Genomic DNA, 14,917 nt, shown 5'->3' with positions numbered 1-14,917 from the left:
GGGACAGGAGGCGAAGCGCGAATCCTGCGGGGTGCGTTGCATTCCCGTATCCGAGCCGGCGCGACCGCGCCCGTCAGCGAGGTGGGCCAGGATGACCCCGCAGACCGAAAGCCCGACCGCCCGGGCCCCGCACCTGTGCTTCCGCAGCAGCCCGCGACCTCCCGCCTGTGCGCGCGAAGGCGGCCTGGGCCGCGTCGCCGTCTTCGGATTCCTGCCGAGACGGGAGCGCGTTCCACAGGTACGGCATGCCGTGACCGGGCTGCTCGGCTACTGGGGAGTCGGTTCGGACCTCCGCGACACCGCTGCATTGGCGGTGAGCGAGCTCACCGCCAATGCAGTGCTTCACGCCCCGGCGTCGACCTCCATCACCGTCCTGATCGAAGTCGCCTCGCATCTCCACATCGAGGTCCGCGACGGCAGCAGGCAGCTCCCCGCCCTCCAAACCCCTGACGGCGACGATGGGGAGAGCGAGCACGGTCGTGGGCTGGCGCTCGTGGCCGCCCTGTGCTCGGAGTGGGGCACCACGGTCTACGGCGACGGCGGCAAGTCGGTCTGGGCGCACTTCCCCCTGCCTCGGGCAACCGAGTGCTGATTCGCGCCCAATAGGGTGCACAGTGTGCAGCGCCTCGTTCTCTTCGACCTCGACAACACCCTCGTGGACCGGCACGGCACCCTCGCCGACTGGACCACGGACTTCACCACCCGCCACGGTCTGGGCGACGAGGCGCGACAGGAACTGCTCGACCTGCTCGGCGAACGCGCCTATCCGTCGTCCTTCGAGGAGATCCGCACCCGGTACCGGCTGGCCGACACGGTGGAGAGCCTGTGGTCGTCGTACTGTGCCGACATCGCCGCCATGGTGTCCTGCCCGTCCCACGTACTCAGTGGCCTGGAGGAACTGCACACACAGGGTTGGCGCATCGGCATTGCTACCAACGGCGCCACGGACATCCAGATGGCCAAGCTTCGGGCCACAGGCATCCTCGCCCGCGTGCACGGTGTCTGCGTCTCCGAAGGAGCCGCAGCCCGCAAGCCGGACACACGTCACTTCGCTGCGGCCGCCGAGCGCTGCGGAACCACGCTCGCCACGGGCGGCTGGATGATCGGCGACAACCCGGTCAACGACATCGGCGGCGGGCGAGCTGCCGGACTGAGCACCATGTGGATCGCCGACAGCTCCGGTTGGCCGGCGGAACTGCCAGAGCCCGACCGGAGGGTCCCGCACGCCCGTGCGGCCATCGACCTGCTGTTGGCCGACCGCACCTGGAGGAATACGACGTGACAGCCACGGTGGGACTGTTGCATCCCGGCAGCATGGGGGCCGCGTTCGGCGCCCAGCTGCGCGCCCGAGGAGTCACCGTCCTGTGGTCTCCTGAGGGCCGGAGCCACGCTTCCGTTCGCCGGGCCGGGAAGGCAGGCCTTGAACCCGACACCGTCGCCTCGCTCCTCGCCCGCGCGGACGTCGTACTTTCCCTGTGTCCTCCGGCTGCGGCGGAGGACGTCGCCAGGCTGGTAGGGGAACACTCCTTCGTCGGCAAGACGTACGTCGATGCGAACGCCATCGCTCCGCCACGTATGCACCGCATCGCCGAACTCCTCCCGCAGGCCGCGGTACTCGATGCCGCCGTGGTCGGCTCACCGCCGACCGGCGGGAAGTTCCCGACCCTGTACCTGTCCGGCCCGGCCCGGCAGGCCACCGAGGTCGAGAGCCTCTTCGCGGACACCGACGTACGAACGCACTTCCTCGGCGAGGAACGCGGCAAGGCCTCCGCGCTGAAACTCGCGTACTCCAGTTACCAGAAGGTCTCGCGCGTCCTGGCAGCCGTCGCCTACGGGGCGGCGGACGAGTATGGCGTAGCCGACGAACTGCTGACGATCGCGGCCAAGCGCACTCGCAGCTACCTCGCAGAGACCGACTACATCCCCAAGACCGCTGCCCGGGCTTGGCGTTGGGGACCTGAGTTGGAGGACGCGGCGGCCCTGCTCGCCGATGCCGGGCTGCCGGACGACCTCATGCACGCGGCCGTCGAAACGTTGGCTCGCTGGAACGGCAACAAGGACGAGCCGATGGACCTCGCGGAAGCTCTGGCCGCCCTGCGAGGTGATCGGATCCCAACTGACCCCACTTGAGCGGGCCGCAGCCACCCGCTTCCTCGCGCATCTCAGTCTTCAAGAGGAGGGTGCCGCAGCGCGAACAAGGGCAGCGATCTTCTTCGCGGCCTCGCCCGGCGAGGTCTCATCCGTGTTCACGCGCAGCTCCCACTGTGTCTGGGGATGAGCTGTGAGGTCGGCCTGTGTGGCATCCCAGGCGGCCAGCCGGGCCTCTGTGTCGGTGTCGCCTCGCAGGGGCGATCGCAGTGCCGTGGTCTCCCGGGAGCACCACAGCAGGATGCGCGTCCAGTGCGCCGGGAAGCGGGCGGTCATCTGCTCCAATCCCGCCACCTGGCCGAGGTGGACGACCGGGATCCGGCCTCCGTCCATGGCCTGTTCGAGACCGGGCCGGTCGACGACGTAGATGTTGCCGTATCGGTCGTTGCGGTAGATGACGTCGCCGCGCGCCTCCAGCTCGTTCAGCTGCTCCAGAGTGCCCATCCGGTAGCCCGTCGTCCGGCCGCTGCCGATCTTGAGGCGGGTGAAGGGGGCGTATCGGAAGTCGAGTTCCGCGAGCGCGGCGGTGATCGTGTCCTTGCCCGATGCCGGGGGGCCGTACAACAGGATTCCGCGATTCCGGAAAGTGGGCGTAGGAGTCGTCACTGGAACACCGTCCCGAAGACTTGGCGTACTTGGTCCGTGAGCGATATGGCGGCGCCGAGGCGGTTGTCGACGACCAGGTGCGGCACGACGGGGCGCAGATCCGGGTCGATGGTCGCGGCGTACTCGTCCCAGTTCTGCAGCTTCCAACTGTCGCGGGCGGCGGACCGAAAACCGATGTACTCATGCATGGTGTCGAGGTCGCACAGCATCCAGACCACGGCGACGGTGACCCCACGCGCTTCGCACCGGTTGATCAGGCGCCGCATCCAACCCAGGTCGGTGGCCTCGGCCACGAAGGGCGCCGTAAGCACGGTGCTGATCGCACAGTCGATGTTCGCGTACGCGGTCTCCAGCAGGCACTGGTACTCCAGTGGGCGCACCTTCTCCCGGTACAGGTCGGTGTGCCGGTCGTTGGGATCACTTCCCATCTCGACGAGGAGGCGCTCGACGAGCGGCCGTGTGATCGGATCCTTGTCGAGCACGGGCCACCCGGTGAGCTGCGAGACGAAGCGTGCGAACTCCGATTTGCCACTGCCCGCATAACCTCCGACCATCATCAGCGTCGGCCGGTTCGGATCGCCGCCGGTGTGCCGGCGCTTCCAGGCATCGAGGATCCGTTGCTGTATGCCCAGGCCGTCGACCTCCTCCGTCGCGGGCGTGAGTTGGTGCAGCGCGCGCTCGACGGCCAGAACGTGTGCCCCGTTGTGCGGCTCGCTCGACTCGGTGAACGCGAGCCGCGTCGCCTCGCCGGGGAGCGGAGTACGGAACCCCAACTCGGGCTCGGTGGCGCGGTACAGCAGGCAGTAGGCGCGGCGGTAGTGCGGTCCGGGATAGACCTCGCCCTGCTCGTGCTGCCACAGCGTCTGGAAGTTGGCCGCCGGCACGGCCAGTCCGGCAGCCCTGGCGACCTCGCGCAGCCGCTCGCCCGCGCCTTCGAGCGTCAGGCCATGTGCCTCCCGTTGCCCCCTCAGCTTCTCCGGCCGCCACCCCGGACGGTTCCTGCCCACGTCTCCTACCGCCTGCCCGTTGCTGGTCATGATCCGGAGGCTAAGTCTGCCCCTCATGAACCCGTGTGTAAGCGGATGTTGAAAAGTCGGGTCACCCGCCGATGAGCAGCGACGACAACTGCTTGTGATACTCCCCGCCCCACGATGCCGGTGTCATGGACGCACCGAAGCGGTGATCGTCAGTCCGCCTCGGCGCCCATGATCCGTTCGACATTCAGAGGGGATTTCGCGGTGGCTGTCGATGTTGCCGTCTTGCTGCTCCTCGGCATCGTGATCGTGTTCCTGTGCCGCGGAGGCGGGCTCAAGCCGGGTCACGCCGTCGTCTGCTCGATCTTCGGCCTCTACCTCGCCGGAACCTGGAACGTCAGTCCCTTCGTGAAGGACGTCACGGCGTCGGTCGCGAACCTGCTGTCGGGACTGAAGCTGTGAGCACACCGACGCTGCCGCCGGTTCCGGCATCCGAGCACAGCCTCTTCAAACCGGTGGCGGTCAAGCTCTTCTCGCTCGTCTACCGCTCAGCCGACGGCACCGCGTACGTCAAGGTCTATCGCGGCATCGAACCCGACGCGCGACGCGACCGAGAGACCGATGGACTGCAACTCGCCGCCCGGCTCGGTATCTTCGCGCCTGACGTGCGACGCACCGGTCAGGCGGAGGCCGGCCCGTGGATCGAGGTCAGTGCAGTGCCAGGGCGACCGTGCGCCATCGGCGACTCCCGCGCTTTGACGCACTACCTCGATCGGGTCTTCACCACGACCGGCCTGCTGCACCGTTCCACCGTGCCGGCGCACGAGGGATCGCATCGGTCCCACCTGCTCAGCCAACTCTCATCTCGCTGCAGGGCGTTGTCGTGGTGGCCCGTGCTTCATGCGGCTCTAGCCGATGTGGATGACGCACAGCCCGTGCATCTGCACGGCGACCTCAAGCCCGAGCACTTCATCGTCGAGGGCAGGCACCTCTCCGTCATCGACTGGGAGAGCAGCACGGTCGGTCCCGCCATACGCGACCACGCGGACGCCGCCTTCCACCTCGTCCGCGACCTCCTGTACGCGGGAACGTCCCCGCAGCACATCCCCGTCCAGCACATCGGTCAGCTCCCCGTCATCGGCTCCGCCCTGGCCTGGCGTATCGCTCTGTGGCTCGACCGACGTCGGCCCACGGACATCGCCCTGCTGGCCGTCGGCGACATCGAGGCCCTGGCGACCACAGCAACGGCCGACGCCGCCGTCCGCACCTGCGCCACCGTCACCGCCGGGCTCCTGTCCGCCGGCGTGCCCCGCTGATCCAGCGTCCAGCGATCCATCCCACCGCTCCACACGTACCGGAGAAAACGGAGAAGACATGCAGCGCACCAGCACGACGTTCGGTCCCAGCCACCTGGTCATCGAGACGGGAGCCCCGCAGCCCGACGACACAACCATCGTGGAGCGCAAGGGACTCGGCCACCCGGACACGCTCGCCGACCACCTCGCGGAACGGCTCTCGCGGACGTACAGCCAGTACACCGTGGAGCGCTTCGGCGCCGTCCTGCACCACAACTTCGACAAGCTCGCGCTCCTCGGCGGCGCCAGCGAGGTCCGCTACGGCTCGGGGAAGATGACCTCCCCTGTCCGCGTCCTGATCAACGGACGCGCCGCGGCCGTCTGCGGGGGTGAGGAGATACCGGTCGAGGAACTCGCCGAGGCCACCGTGCGCGAGTTCTTCGCCGAGCGGCTGCCAGAGACCGCAGACCACCTCGACCTGCGGTTCCACATCACGAGCAACTCCAGCCCGGGCGCGGTTCTGACCGAAGGCGGCGAGGCGGAGCGCACACGCTGGTTCGCTCCGCGCTCGGTGGACGACCTGCGCGAGCGCCGCGTCCTGCTCGCGAACGACACCTCGCTCGGCACCGGGTGGGCACCGGAGAATCGATTCGAGTCCTTCGTACGGGAACTCGTGGACCACTTCAGCGGCGACGGCCCGTTCACCGCACAGCACCCGTGGTGCGGCAGCGACGTGAAGCTGATGGGGTATTGGGACGGCCAGGCCGCCGACATCGTGCTGTGCGTCCCGCAGAAGTGCACCTTCGTCGGCAGCCGCGCCGCCTACCTCGACAACAAGCACACCGTCCTCACCGAGTGCGATCGGCTCGCCGCGTTGCACCTGCCCGGGGCGCCGGTGCGCTTTCGCCTCAACGTCAGGGACGTACCGGAGAAGGACGAGTTCTACCTGACGTACACCGGCAGCTCCATCGAGTCCGGTGACGAGGGCGTCGTCGGCCGCGGCAACCGCGTGAACGGCCTGATCACCCCTCTGAGGCCGATGAACATGGAGGGCGCCAACGGCAAGAACCCCGTCTACCACGTCGGCAAGCTCTACAACCTCGCCGCCACCCGGCTCGCTCAGCGACTCCACGCCGAGTTCGGCGGCCACGTGGAAGCGCACCTGGTCAGCGCCACAGGCGAGCGGCTCGACCGGCCCTGGCGCATCCTGGTGCGTCTCTCCTCCGACGACGTACCGCCGGCGAAGGTGCGGAAGCTGGTCACCGACGCGCTCGCCGCCTTCCCGGACCTCACCGAGGAGATCATCCATCGCGGCGTGGTGATGAGCTGATGGTGACGGCGCCCGCGTTGCCCACCGTGCCCGCGGACTGCCGCCGACGGCTCACCGCCCACTACGGCCCTGCGGTGGGTGAGTGGCTCGACACCGTCCCCACTCTGCTCTCCGCGTCGGCCGAGGACTGGGACCTGGCCATCGGCACGTACCACGACACGGGGCACGCCGCCGTACTGACCACGGCCACCGATCAGCAGGGCGCACCGCTGATCATCAAGGCGTGGCCGGACCGGAACCGCTACCGGTACGAGGTCGCCGCGCTCCGGCTCTGGTACGACCGTTCCGAGCCCGCCTCAGGCGTCCTACGCGCAGCCGACGACGACCGGGCCACAGCGGCGCTGACCATGGTCGGCGGCCGTCCCGGTGGCGCGGGCCGGCCGTCGGCCTCTGAGGAGTACCGCCTCGTCGCGGAGGCACTCGACCGCCTCCATGCCACCGGGCGAGCGGCACCGCAGGCCGCAGCGGCCTTCCCGCCGCTGCAAGACCACATCGCGGAGGAGGTGGTGCCCCGCATCCACCGCCGACTGGCGAAGGCCGGCCGACGGCATCTGACCGACTCGGCCCTCCCCGTCCTCGTCGGACTCCGCGAAGCACCGCGCCGCAACACCGTGCTCCACGGCGATCTGTACCGCGAGAACATCCCCTTCGACCTCGACGGGCGGCCCGTCCCGCTCGACCCGCTGCCCTTGAACGGCGACGCCGTCTTCGACTGGGCCTTCTGGGTCGTCTACTACGAACTGGGTACGCACACCGACCACCGCATTCGCCGAGCGATCACGACGTCGGGGATTCCCCTCGCCGACCTGCTGCCGTGGTGCGTGCTCCTCAGCTTGGACGGCCTCCTCTATTACGCGGAGACAGACGACCCACGTCTGACCACCATGACCGCTGTCCTGAGCGCCCTGCTCGTACGCTGCCGGAGGTCCGCGCGATGACCACCTACCTGCTCCGACATGCCCGCACCAGCTACAGCTCCCGCTACCTGGTCAACGGTGATCCACGGCTCCCGCTCCCCCTCGACGACGAAGGGGTTCGCACCTGCCACGCCTCGCGCCACTCCCTCCAGGCGGAGACCCGCTCCTGCATCTGGGCCGTCAGCACCTTCCCCCGCACCCATCAGACCGCGGCCCTGCTGAGTGACGACCCGGATCTCCGACCGACCGTCCTCCCTCACCTCGATGAACTGGACTACGGCACCTTCGAAGCCGGACCCTTCCTGGAATACGCAACGTGGCTCCAGCAGCACGGCCCCTGGACCCGGCCACCAGGCGCCTCAGAGTCCCAGCGCGAGGGCATCCGCCGCATGCTGCACGGGGTCCGAGCAGCCCTGGATCTCCCCGGCCCACGCATGATCGTCGCCCATGGCCTGCTGCTGTCCGTGCTCGGCTGGGACCTGTCCCGCGGGCCGGATACGGCGATGCCGCTCTTCTTCCAGGAAGCACCATGCCTGGCGCCACTGCGCTACTCCGACGAGCACCTGAGCGAGCGGATCACGTCGCTTCTCTCCGAACTGGCCGAGCCCGCCTCTGAAGGCAACAGAACCACGCCGGCGCCAAGTCCGGTGGCCTCATGGGTGGCGGTGCCCGGCTCGGGTAGCGCGCAGAAATCGGGCACGGAGACCACCTGCGACCTTGCTACCGTCGGATCACTATCCATTCCGTCCGAGGAGCAGAGCCCTCATGCATGATGCCCGCGTTCTGATCGACATGGGTGACGAAGCCGTCCGCCGCCTGGCCCGCCGCGGCTACACCCTGGACCTCTCCTCTCTGGAGAGCCTGCAGTCCCGTCGGAACAAGAGCATCCAGTCCGGCGACGAGCTGCGCTCCGAAGCGAAGCGCGTCGCGCAGGAGGTGCAGCGCACGGCGAAGCAGGGTGGCGACATCTCGGAGCTCAAGGAGACGGCGCGCAAGCTCAAGGAACAGATCCGCGAGGCAGAAGCCGAGCTGGAGGAGATCCAGCAGGAGCTGACCGACCTGCTACTGAGCATCCCGAACCTGCCGGCGGACGAGGCGCCCGAGGGCGACTCGGAGGAGTTCGCGGTCGAACAGCGCCGCGTCGGCAACCCTCAGGCCTTCTCCTTCGAGCCCAAGGACCACGTCGACCTCGGCGAGTCCATGGGGATCCTGGACTTCGGCCGTGCGACCAAGCTGTCCGGCCCGCGCTTCAGCGTCCTGCGGGGCGTCGGCGCGGCCCTGGAGCGGGCCCTGGCGGCTCTGTTCCTGGACCTGCACACCCGCCGCCACGGCTACGTCGAGCACTCGGTGCCGTTCCTGGTCACCCGCAAGACGATGACCGGCACGGGCCAGTTGCCGAAGTTCGAAGAGGACCTCTTCAAGACGGGCGTCGCCGACCGGGACCTCTTCCTTATCCCGACCGCCGAGGTACCGCTCACCAACCTCTACGCGGACGAGATCATCCCGCCCGCCGAGCTGCCGATCGCCCTGACCGCACACACGCCGTGCTTCCGCTCGGAGGCCGGCTCGTACGGCCGGGACACCCGCGGCCTGATCCGCCAGCACCAGTTCTCCAAGGTGGAAATGGTCCGCATCTGCGCCCCGGACCAGGCGCGGGCCCAGATGGAGGAGATGGTCGGCCACGCAGAGGCCTGCCTGAAGGAACTGGACCTGGCCTACCGCGTGGTCACGCTCGCCGCCGGTGACACCGGCTTCTCCGCCCAGCTCACCTACGACCTGGAGGTCTGGCTGCCCAGCCAGGGCACCTACCGCGAGATCTCCTCGGTCTCCGACTTCGGCACCTTCCAGGGCCGCCGCGCCGGCATCCGCACCCGGGACGAGAACGGCAAGCCCACCCCGGCCGCCACCGTCAACGGCTCCGGCCTGCCCATCGGCCGCACCCTGGCCGCCGTACTCGAGCAGCACCAGCAGGCCGACGGATCGGTCCTGCTGCCCGAATCCCTCGTCAAGTACCTCGGCTTCCGCCGGATCAAGGCGGACGGAACGCCCTCGGAGGCATAGGTGATAGTCGGCGTCTGCGACTTCCCCGGCAGTTACGCATTCCCCCCGGCCGGATACGGCGGGATCGAACGATGGCTCTGGGCGGTCGCCGAAGGCGCCCGGGCCGCAGGCGCCGACGTCCACCTCCTCGGTCCACTCTGGCGCGAGGACCTCGCCCCGGAGTGGACCCGCAGACCGCACCGCCTGGAAGACATGCAGCCCGGCTCCCTCGCGGCCCGCGAACTGCGGGCCACCGGCTACGACCTGCTCGTCGTCGGCCACGAATACCCGACACTGCCGGCTTGGCGCCGGATCCGTGACCTGCTGGACTGCGACGTCGCCACCTTCCAGCACAACCCCGACTTCCAGCACGCCACCGACGCCTTCGACGGCGACCGCACCCGCCTGTACTGCTACTCACCCGAGATGATCGAGCGGTACGCGGCCCACCAGCCGATCCGTGAACTCGCCGTCCACCTCGGCCTGAACGAGGCGGAGCCCCCGTCGGTCCCCGGCCGCGACCTGGTCTGGGTCGGGCGCATCGACGACCAGAAGGCACCGCACCTGGCCGTGCGCGCCGCCGAGATCCTCGGCCGCCGTATACGCCTGGTCGGCCCGGTCTTCTCCGAGAGCTACGTGCGCAGCCAGGCCCGGCTCTTCGCCGCCGACCACGTCGAGTGGGTCGGCGAAGTCGGTGGCCCGGAGAAGACAGCCGCTTTCCGCGACGCGAGCGTCTTCGTCTACACCTACGCCCGTGACTACGTGGAGGCCGGCGCCGCCGTCTTCGGTGAGTCTCTCCGCGCAGGCACCCCGATCGCCGCCCTGACGTGGCGTAAGGGCACCTGCGCAGACGCCGCCCTGTGCGACCGCGCCGGGGCCGTCACGGTCGCCGATCCGGCCGAGGACGACGAGGCCGCGGCCCAGGCCCTGGCGGAAGCGATCAGGCGCGCCGAGGCCCTCGACCACGCTGAAGTCCAGGCCATCGGCCAGCACCGCTTCAACCCGCAACGCCACTTCTCGGCCCTGGCGACCCGCCCATGCTGAGCACCCAACTGCCGAGCGTGTTACGGAAGGCACTCGGCCCCCATTGGGAATTCACACTCGACAGCGACCGCCTCACCATCGACCATCCCAATCGCGGCACCCCCTATCGTCCGCCCCGCCGCCACCTGCCCTGGCCGGACCTCCTGACCAGTTTGGAGGCTGCCTTCGCCGACATCGGCGTACCCCGCGCCGCACCTCTCCCTCTGCGCTGGGGCCGCGAAACGGAACTAACGATCTCAGCGGTGCAGGCCCTCGACCCGTACCTCAAACACCGGCTGCCCGTCCCATACCGTCAGGGCTTCCTCCCACAGCCCGTAGTCCGCCTGACTGGCCAACGCGACGAGCACGGCAACCTCCGCGACGGCTTCCTGACGTCCTTCGTCAACACGTCCCGCATCCAGACCGTCACCGACATCAGCGCGTACGGCACCATCCTCGACGAGTGGCTGACCGTGCTGTCTCGCCTCAGCCTCCACGCCCGCCACATCAAGATCTACGGCAGCCTCAGGATCTGGCGTCGTCGCCAGGTCGAAGGCATCACGCTGCGCTACGACCACGCCGGGCTCCCGCTCGGCGACATCGTCCTGCTCTGGAACGCCGACGATCCCGCCTACATGGCAGTCGACCTCGGCACCGCCCTCGAGCGGCTCGCCTGGGTCCGCTCCCGTCGCTCCTGGCATGAACTGATCCACGGCCCTCTGACCAGCACGGTCCCGCCTACCGTTCTTGACGCGATACGCACAGCCACGCTACTCATCGGACATGGCATCACCCCAGCGGCCCGTGGCGCGGGGAACATCACGCGCAAGGTCGTCGCTTCCATTCCCCCATCCATGGCGGCGCTCAGGCTGAGTGCCGCCACCCGCGAGAATCACGACTACTGGACTCTCACTGGACGGCTCTCCGCTCCTTGGACCGACATCAGCCGTCGTCTGGAGAACCTGTGAACTCCGCCCATCCGGACACCGCATCGAAGCTGGTGTGCGCCGACGCAGCCCGCCTCCCGTGACTAGTAGCCTGAGGCGCCCCTTGCTGGCACGGGGAGCGAGACTTCGTCACAGCGGTTCGGCACAGTGGCATACTGCGGTTCGAGGATCTTCATGAACGGAAATTCCGCCCGTAAAGCGGCAGCATCGTCGTGGGCGTCTTCGCCCGCCACGCGACGCACCATGCAGTCGAACAAGGGTCGCGACACCAAGCCAGAATTGGCCTTGCGCCGGGCAGTGCACGCCTTGGGGCTTAGGTACAGAGTCTCCTGCCGGCCACTTCCCACCGTCAGGCGGACAGGCGATCTTGTGTTCACCCGGGCACATGTAGTCGTTTTCCTCGATGGCTGCTTCTGGCACGGCTGCCCCCAGCACCACACGGCCGCCAAGACCAACGCCAGCTATTGGGCGTCCAAGGTCGAGCGGAACCGCGAGCGTGATCGGGAGACGGACCTATTGCTCAAGGAGGCGGGATGGGCTGTTCTGCGTATCTGGGAACACGAGGACCCAACCGCAGCGGCAGCTCGCGTGCGGGACCTCTATAGGAGCCGTCTTCATGAGGCGGAGTTCGAATGACAGACTTGGTCTCATGATTCACGAACCCGCCGAGGTCACGATCGACGAGTCTGGTCGTGTCGAACTCCCCCTAGGGCTGCTCGCCGAAGCAGGACTGTCACCACGGAGTGACCTCCTCGCCTTCAGCGATGGCGACGGCAGGATCGTTCTCCGACGTGCCGAGGATGCCATAAGAGATCTCGTGGAGCGGGGTCACCCATAGCGCGGTTCGACCTAGGGCGGTCTCACTCATCGGCGATCTCCTCAAGCAACTCAGTGAGCCCCTCGGTCCACGATGGCTGCGGCAACGCCTCGAAGGCAGCGCGCGCGTCGAAGACCGCTTTACCAAGGCGGTGCGTCTCCCTGACGGACCGTCCATAGATGTACCACCGCCTGTATTCCTGACCGACTCCGCAGCCGCTTTGCTCAATCAGTCCGCTTGAGATCTGGCAGAGCGCCGACCATTGGGTACTCGGCGTGATGACGATGGTCGAGCCTGCTGGAACAGGAGTAGAAAGTGGCGACCGAGCGGCGCTGAGCGCCAGACTGAGCCCCGCTACCCCGATGTCGTTCCGGTAGAACGTGTAGGCCATCAGTTCGACTTAGCCGATGTCGTCAGCTTCGATCAACTCGTGAAGGACTGCCTCCACGCCGACGGGCACGTCAGAACTCCCTGCCGTTCAAGGAAGGCGGCCTTCTCCCTCAGGCACTCTTCAACCGCCTTCCAGACAGGGAGCTCCAGGCAGCTGTACTCATGATGCTCCGTGAAGCCCCTGGCTACGTCCTCTGCGTTCAGGCCCCCTACGAAGCGCCTTCAGGTCGTAGCCCATGGAGATCTCCACATCGAACTCAGGAATCATGTCTCGATGGTGGCGAACCGCACTGACAATCCGCCCGGCTGTCCTAACTCTCCACCACACGGTTCCAGCCATTTCTGTCAGTCATGCAGAGCCGCACGCCACGTCGATCACCGGAGCCGAGAGCGTGGTGCAGTGCACCCCGCGAACTTTACCGACCCGCCGCTTCACTCCCGTGATGCTGTTCATGCGGCACTCCTGACAGATCACCATGAGACTCTGACGAGTTGAGGCGAACATCAACATACAAAGACGGCCTCACGTGATCCAGGGGCACCCTTTTTCGGTCAACCTTGAGCAGTCGTCCGCATCCTGTTGCAAATCGGCGATCACAGGCGGTTCACTCTGCTCTTGCCCTGAGGAACTGCAGATGTCCGACCTTGGCGCGGACCTTGCGTCGCAGCTGGGCGACGGAAGGTCCCGGAGGAAGCAGTCACAAGGGGGAGCTTCAGGTTCGACCTGATCCGGGGGTTTGCTGCCGTGTCGGAGTGACGCCCGCATAGATGAACAAGCGGGCGTCCACCTCTCTGACCGAAACCACCGTCCCACTGCCGGCCAACGCTCGACTCGGCCACTGAAACTCCGTCGAACCCACGGCATGACCGTCAATTAGTAACCGCGACACAAGGAGCAGCCGAGGGAGGCTCACCAAGTGCACAACGGGAGAGGCCACGCCAACCTGGTGAGGGAACTACTAGGCCACCAGCGGGCAATTCGCCTACCTCAAATGCCTTCGGATGGAATCAGTCCGTTGCAGGCTCAGCAGGCGAGGTCGACAGCAGAGGCTACGAAGTCGTCCTCAAGCTGCTGGGATGCGTCGTCCTTCACCAGCAGTACCTCAGCGTCAAAGAGCTTGGAGGTCAGCGCCTCTGTCAGGGGTGGGGGTACGGCGTTGCCGATGATGACCTGAACCTCGGTGCGAGTCAGCTCGTAGCGAGGCTTAACCCTTTCATCGACGAACTTGAAATAGTCCGGGAAACCCTGGATACGCGCGGCCTCGTGGGCGGTCAGACACCGCGGAACTTCAGGGTGGACAAAGCGTCCGCGACCCATCGTAGCGAAACCGCTGGTAATAGTCTGAGCCGGACGGTCCCACCACAAGCGGCCATACATCGAGGTGTAATTATGCTCGCCCTGATGACACTCAGGGCGCTCTTCGTTCGGCAGGTTGTGCTCGTCGTTCTCGAAGAGATACTTCATACGCCGCTGGTTATCCGCGTTGGGTACGGCAGCCTCATCGAAGAATGACTTCGGTCGGACGTCGAGCAGGTCGCCGATCGCCCACCGCAGGTCATGGGGTGTGGCTTTATGGTCTTCGACCTGCAGCAGGTCGGCAGCCGAAAAGCCAAAAGGCAGCGCGTCTTCGCGGATGGCCAGCAGTATGTGGCGTTTGCGCGTCTGGGCCACCCCGAGCTTGAGCAGGTCGATACGACTGGTGGCAACGTCATATCCAAGCTTCTTAAGGTGAACGATGGCGCGGGAGACCACCTGTTGCTTGTCATTGACAACGGCCAGCACGTTCTCAATTACGACTGCGCGAGGGCGCAAAACCTCTGCGGCACGAGCCATACGCAGGTACAGTCGGTTCTTGGGGTCATCGCGGCGAGTGTGGTTATTGAGGTTACTGTGCCCCTGGCACGGCGGCCCGCCGATCAAGAGTCCAACCTCACCCACCGTGGAGAGCGTCGCAGTCTCCTGAGCGGTCAACGAGGCGCCTAGGTCACCGTCGAAGTAGGACTCAACGCTTCCCTCTTGGACGTTGGCCTTGGGAAAGTTGGCCTTGAAGACCTTGGTGGGAGCTGCCTCGAAGTCAACTGCGAGACGAACGTCAAGCGAGACGTCACGCTTGTGGGCTGCCTGGGCAATACCCAAGGTGAGGCCACCGCAGCCAGCGAAGAGGTCCACGACTCGCAGGGAGCCGACGCCCTCCTCAAACTTCGGCCGCCGCTTAGCCTGCAGGGGGTACTGCTTACCCACGTGTGCCCCCATCTGCCCTTGCTTGTAGAACCGGCGGAACGAGCGATCATCGTACTCGATCAAGGATGAACGCGCGCGGGAGACCGGTAGGTAAGTGTCGCCTGACGTTCCGATCACGACGCTTCTACGCCCCGCCTTCCGGCATCACGAGCACCCTGAACCATCTCGTCATCGGCCATCACCTGCGG

Annotated in this window: 17 protein-coding genes; 12 read left to right on the top strand and 5 right to left on the bottom strand. The window is 67.0% G+C overall.

Annotated features, from left to right (window positions below):
* The first annotated feature begins 91 nt into the window (after positions 1-91).
* The 3 genes from ABZ910_RS01655 to ABZ910_RS01645 are packed head-to-tail and all read left to right on the top strand — an operon-like array spanning position 92 to position 2,130.
* A complete protein-coding gene (locus tag ABZ910_RS01655) occupies positions 92-592 on the top strand; it encodes an ATP-binding protein (protein ID WP_361357484.1) in 501 nt (166 codons plus the stop codon).
* A gap of 24 nt (positions 593-616) precedes the next feature.
* On the top strand, positions 617-1,282 hold the full coding sequence (locus tag ABZ910_RS01650) for an HAD family hydrolase (protein WP_361357481.1): 666 nt from the start codon (positions 617-619) through the stop codon (positions 1,280-1,282).
* Positions 1,279-2,130: a DUF1932 domain-containing protein gene (locus ABZ910_RS01645; protein ID WP_361357479.1), complete on the top strand. Its 852-nt coding sequence runs from the start codon at positions 1,279-1,281 to the stop codon at positions 2,128-2,130. Before ABZ910_RS01650 ends, ABZ910_RS01645 begins: the two co-directional genes overlap by 4 nt.
* Before the next feature lie 39 nt (positions 2,131-2,169).
* Here the strand turns inward: ABZ910_RS01645 and ABZ910_RS01640 are convergent, their stop codons facing one another.
* The gene (locus ABZ910_RS01640) at positions 2,170-2,712 is read right to left on the bottom strand and encodes a guanylate kinase (protein WP_361357477.1); all 543 of its coding nucleotides are present in this window, start codon (positions 2,710-2,712) and stop codon (positions 2,170-2,172) included.
* A 38-nt stretch (positions 2,713-2,750) separates the two neighbouring features.
* Positions 2,751-3,791 carry an AAA family ATPase gene (locus tag ABZ910_RS01635; RefSeq protein ID WP_361357474.1) on the bottom strand — a complete coding sequence of 347 codons (1,041 nt, stop codon included), beginning with the start codon at positions 3,789-3,791 and terminating at the stop codon, positions 2,751-2,753.
* Between the two features lie 201 nt (positions 3,792-3,992).
* Here ABZ910_RS01635 and ABZ910_RS01630 point away from each other — a divergent pair, with 201 nt between their 5' ends.
* From ABZ910_RS01630 to ABZ910_RS01590, 9 genes are all read left to right on the top strand, one after another.
* Positions 3,993-4,190 carry a hypothetical protein gene (locus ABZ910_RS01630; RefSeq protein ID WP_361357471.1) on the top strand — a complete coding sequence of 66 codons (198 nt, stop codon included), beginning with the start codon at positions 3,993-3,995 and terminating at the stop codon, positions 4,188-4,190.
* The gene (locus ABZ910_RS01625; protein ID WP_361357468.1) at positions 4,187-5,044 is read left to right on the top strand and encodes an aminoglycoside phosphotransferase family protein; all 858 of its coding nucleotides are present in this window, start codon (positions 4,187-4,189) and stop codon (positions 5,042-5,044) included. The genes ABZ910_RS01630 and ABZ910_RS01625 overlap by 4 nt, the downstream gene beginning before the upstream one ends.
* A gap of 58 nt (positions 5,045-5,102) precedes the next feature.
* Complete coding sequence (locus tag ABZ910_RS01620) at positions 5,103-6,353, top strand: methionine adenosyltransferase (RefSeq protein WP_361357465.1); 1,251 nt, start codon at positions 5,103-5,105, stop codon at positions 6,351-6,353.
* On the top strand, positions 6,353-7,291 hold the full coding sequence (locus ABZ910_RS01615; RefSeq protein ID WP_361357463.1) for an aminoglycoside phosphotransferase family protein: 939 nt from the start codon (positions 6,353-6,355) through the stop codon (positions 7,289-7,291). The genes ABZ910_RS01620 and ABZ910_RS01615 overlap by 1 nt, the downstream gene beginning before the upstream one ends.
* Complete coding sequence (locus ABZ910_RS01610; RefSeq protein ID WP_361357460.1) at positions 7,288-8,043, top strand: histidine phosphatase family protein; 756 nt, start codon at positions 7,288-7,290, stop codon at positions 8,041-8,043. The genes ABZ910_RS01615 and ABZ910_RS01610 overlap by 4 nt, the downstream gene beginning before the upstream one ends.
* Complete coding sequence (serS, locus tag ABZ910_RS01605) at positions 8,036-9,331, top strand: serine--tRNA ligase (RefSeq protein ID WP_361357457.1); 1,296 nt, start codon at positions 8,036-8,038, stop codon at positions 9,329-9,331. Before ABZ910_RS01610 ends, serS begins: the two co-directional genes overlap by 8 nt.
* A complete protein-coding gene (locus tag ABZ910_RS01600) occupies positions 9,332-10,354 on the top strand; it encodes a glycosyltransferase (protein WP_361357454.1) in 1,023 nt (340 codons plus the stop codon).
* Complete coding sequence (locus ABZ910_RS01595; RefSeq protein ID WP_361357451.1) at positions 10,348-11,301, top strand: hypothetical protein; 954 nt, start codon at positions 10,348-10,350, stop codon at positions 11,299-11,301. Before ABZ910_RS01600 ends, ABZ910_RS01595 begins: the two co-directional genes overlap by 7 nt.
* Positions 11,302-11,454: 153 nt before the next feature.
* Positions 11,455-11,916: a very short patch repair endonuclease gene (locus ABZ910_RS01590; RefSeq protein WP_361357448.1), complete on the top strand. Its 462-nt coding sequence runs from the start codon at positions 11,455-11,457 to the stop codon at positions 11,914-11,916.
* Between the two features lie 97 nt (positions 11,917-12,013).
* Here the strand turns inward: ABZ910_RS01590 and ABZ910_RS01585 are convergent, their stop codons facing one another.
* The 3 genes from ABZ910_RS01585 to ABZ910_RS01575 all read right to left on the bottom strand — a co-directional run bounded on the left by ABZ910_RS01585 (position 12,014) and on the right by ABZ910_RS01575 (position 14,792).
* A complete protein-coding gene (locus tag ABZ910_RS01585) occupies positions 12,014-12,148 on the bottom strand; it encodes a hypothetical protein (RefSeq protein WP_361357445.1) in 135 nt (44 codons plus the stop codon).
* Positions 12,141-12,488 (bottom strand): hypothetical protein, encoded by a 348-nt coding sequence (locus ABZ910_RS01580; protein WP_361357442.1) that lies wholly within the window; start codon positions 12,486-12,488, stop codon positions 12,141-12,143. Before ABZ910_RS01580 ends, ABZ910_RS01585 begins: the two co-directional genes overlap by 8 nt.
* A 1,023-nt stretch (positions 12,489-13,511) precedes the next feature.
* On the bottom strand, positions 13,512-14,792 hold the full coding sequence (locus tag ABZ910_RS01575) for a DNA cytosine methyltransferase (RefSeq protein ID WP_361357439.1): 1,281 nt from the start codon (positions 14,790-14,792) through the stop codon (positions 13,512-13,514).
* Positions 14,793-14,917: the final 125 nt, after the last annotated feature.

It is taken from the genome of Streptomyces sp. NPDC046805 (assembly GCF_040645355.1).
Classification (GTDB): domain Bacteria; phylum Actinomycetota; class Actinomycetes; order Streptomycetales; family Streptomycetaceae; genus Streptomyces.
Note: the sequence above shows the minus strand (reverse complement) of the source record. Positions and strands in the feature narration are given on the sequence as shown.

What these genes read in the sequence shown, in the direction of transcription:
- ABZ910_RS01655 (WP_361357484.1), top strand. Translation starts at nt 92, where the DNA reads ATGACCCCGCAGACCGAAAGCCCGACCGCCCGGGCCCCGCACCTGTGC.
- ABZ910_RS01635 (WP_361357474.1), bottom strand. Translation starts at nt 3,791, where the DNA reads ATGACCAGCAACGGGCAGGCGGTAGGAGACGTGGGCAGGAACCGTCCG.
- ABZ910_RS01620 (WP_361357465.1), top strand. Translation starts at nt 5,103, where the DNA reads ATGCAGCGCACCAGCACGACGTTCGGTCCCAGCCACCTGGTCATCGAG.
- ABZ910_RS01615 (WP_361357463.1), top strand. Translation starts at nt 6,353, where the DNA reads ATGGTGACGGCGCCCGCGTTGCCCACCGTGCCCGCGGACTGCCGCCGA.
- ABZ910_RS01610 (WP_361357460.1), top strand. Translation starts at nt 7,288, where the DNA reads ATGACCACCTACCTGCTCCGACATGCCCGCACCAGCTACAGCTCCCGC.
- serS (WP_361357457.1), top strand. Translation starts at nt 8,036, where the DNA reads ATGCATGATGCCCGCGTTCTGATCGACATGGGTGACGAAGCCGTCCGC.
- ABZ910_RS01595 (WP_361357451.1), top strand. Translation starts at nt 10,348, where the DNA reads ATGCTGAGCACCCAACTGCCGAGCGTGTTACGGAAGGCACTCGGCCCC.
- ABZ910_RS01590 (WP_361357448.1), top strand. Translation starts at nt 11,455, where the DNA reads ATGAACGGAAATTCCGCCCGTAAAGCGGCAGCATCGTCGTGGGCGTCT.
- ABZ910_RS01585 (WP_361357445.1), bottom strand. Translation starts at nt 12,148, where the DNA reads ATGAGTGAGACCGCCCTAGGTCGAACCGCGCTATGGGTGACCCCGCTC.
- ABZ910_RS01580 (WP_361357442.1), bottom strand. Translation starts at nt 12,488, where the DNA reads ATGGCCTACACGTTCTACCGGAACGACATCGGGGTAGCGGGGCTCAGT.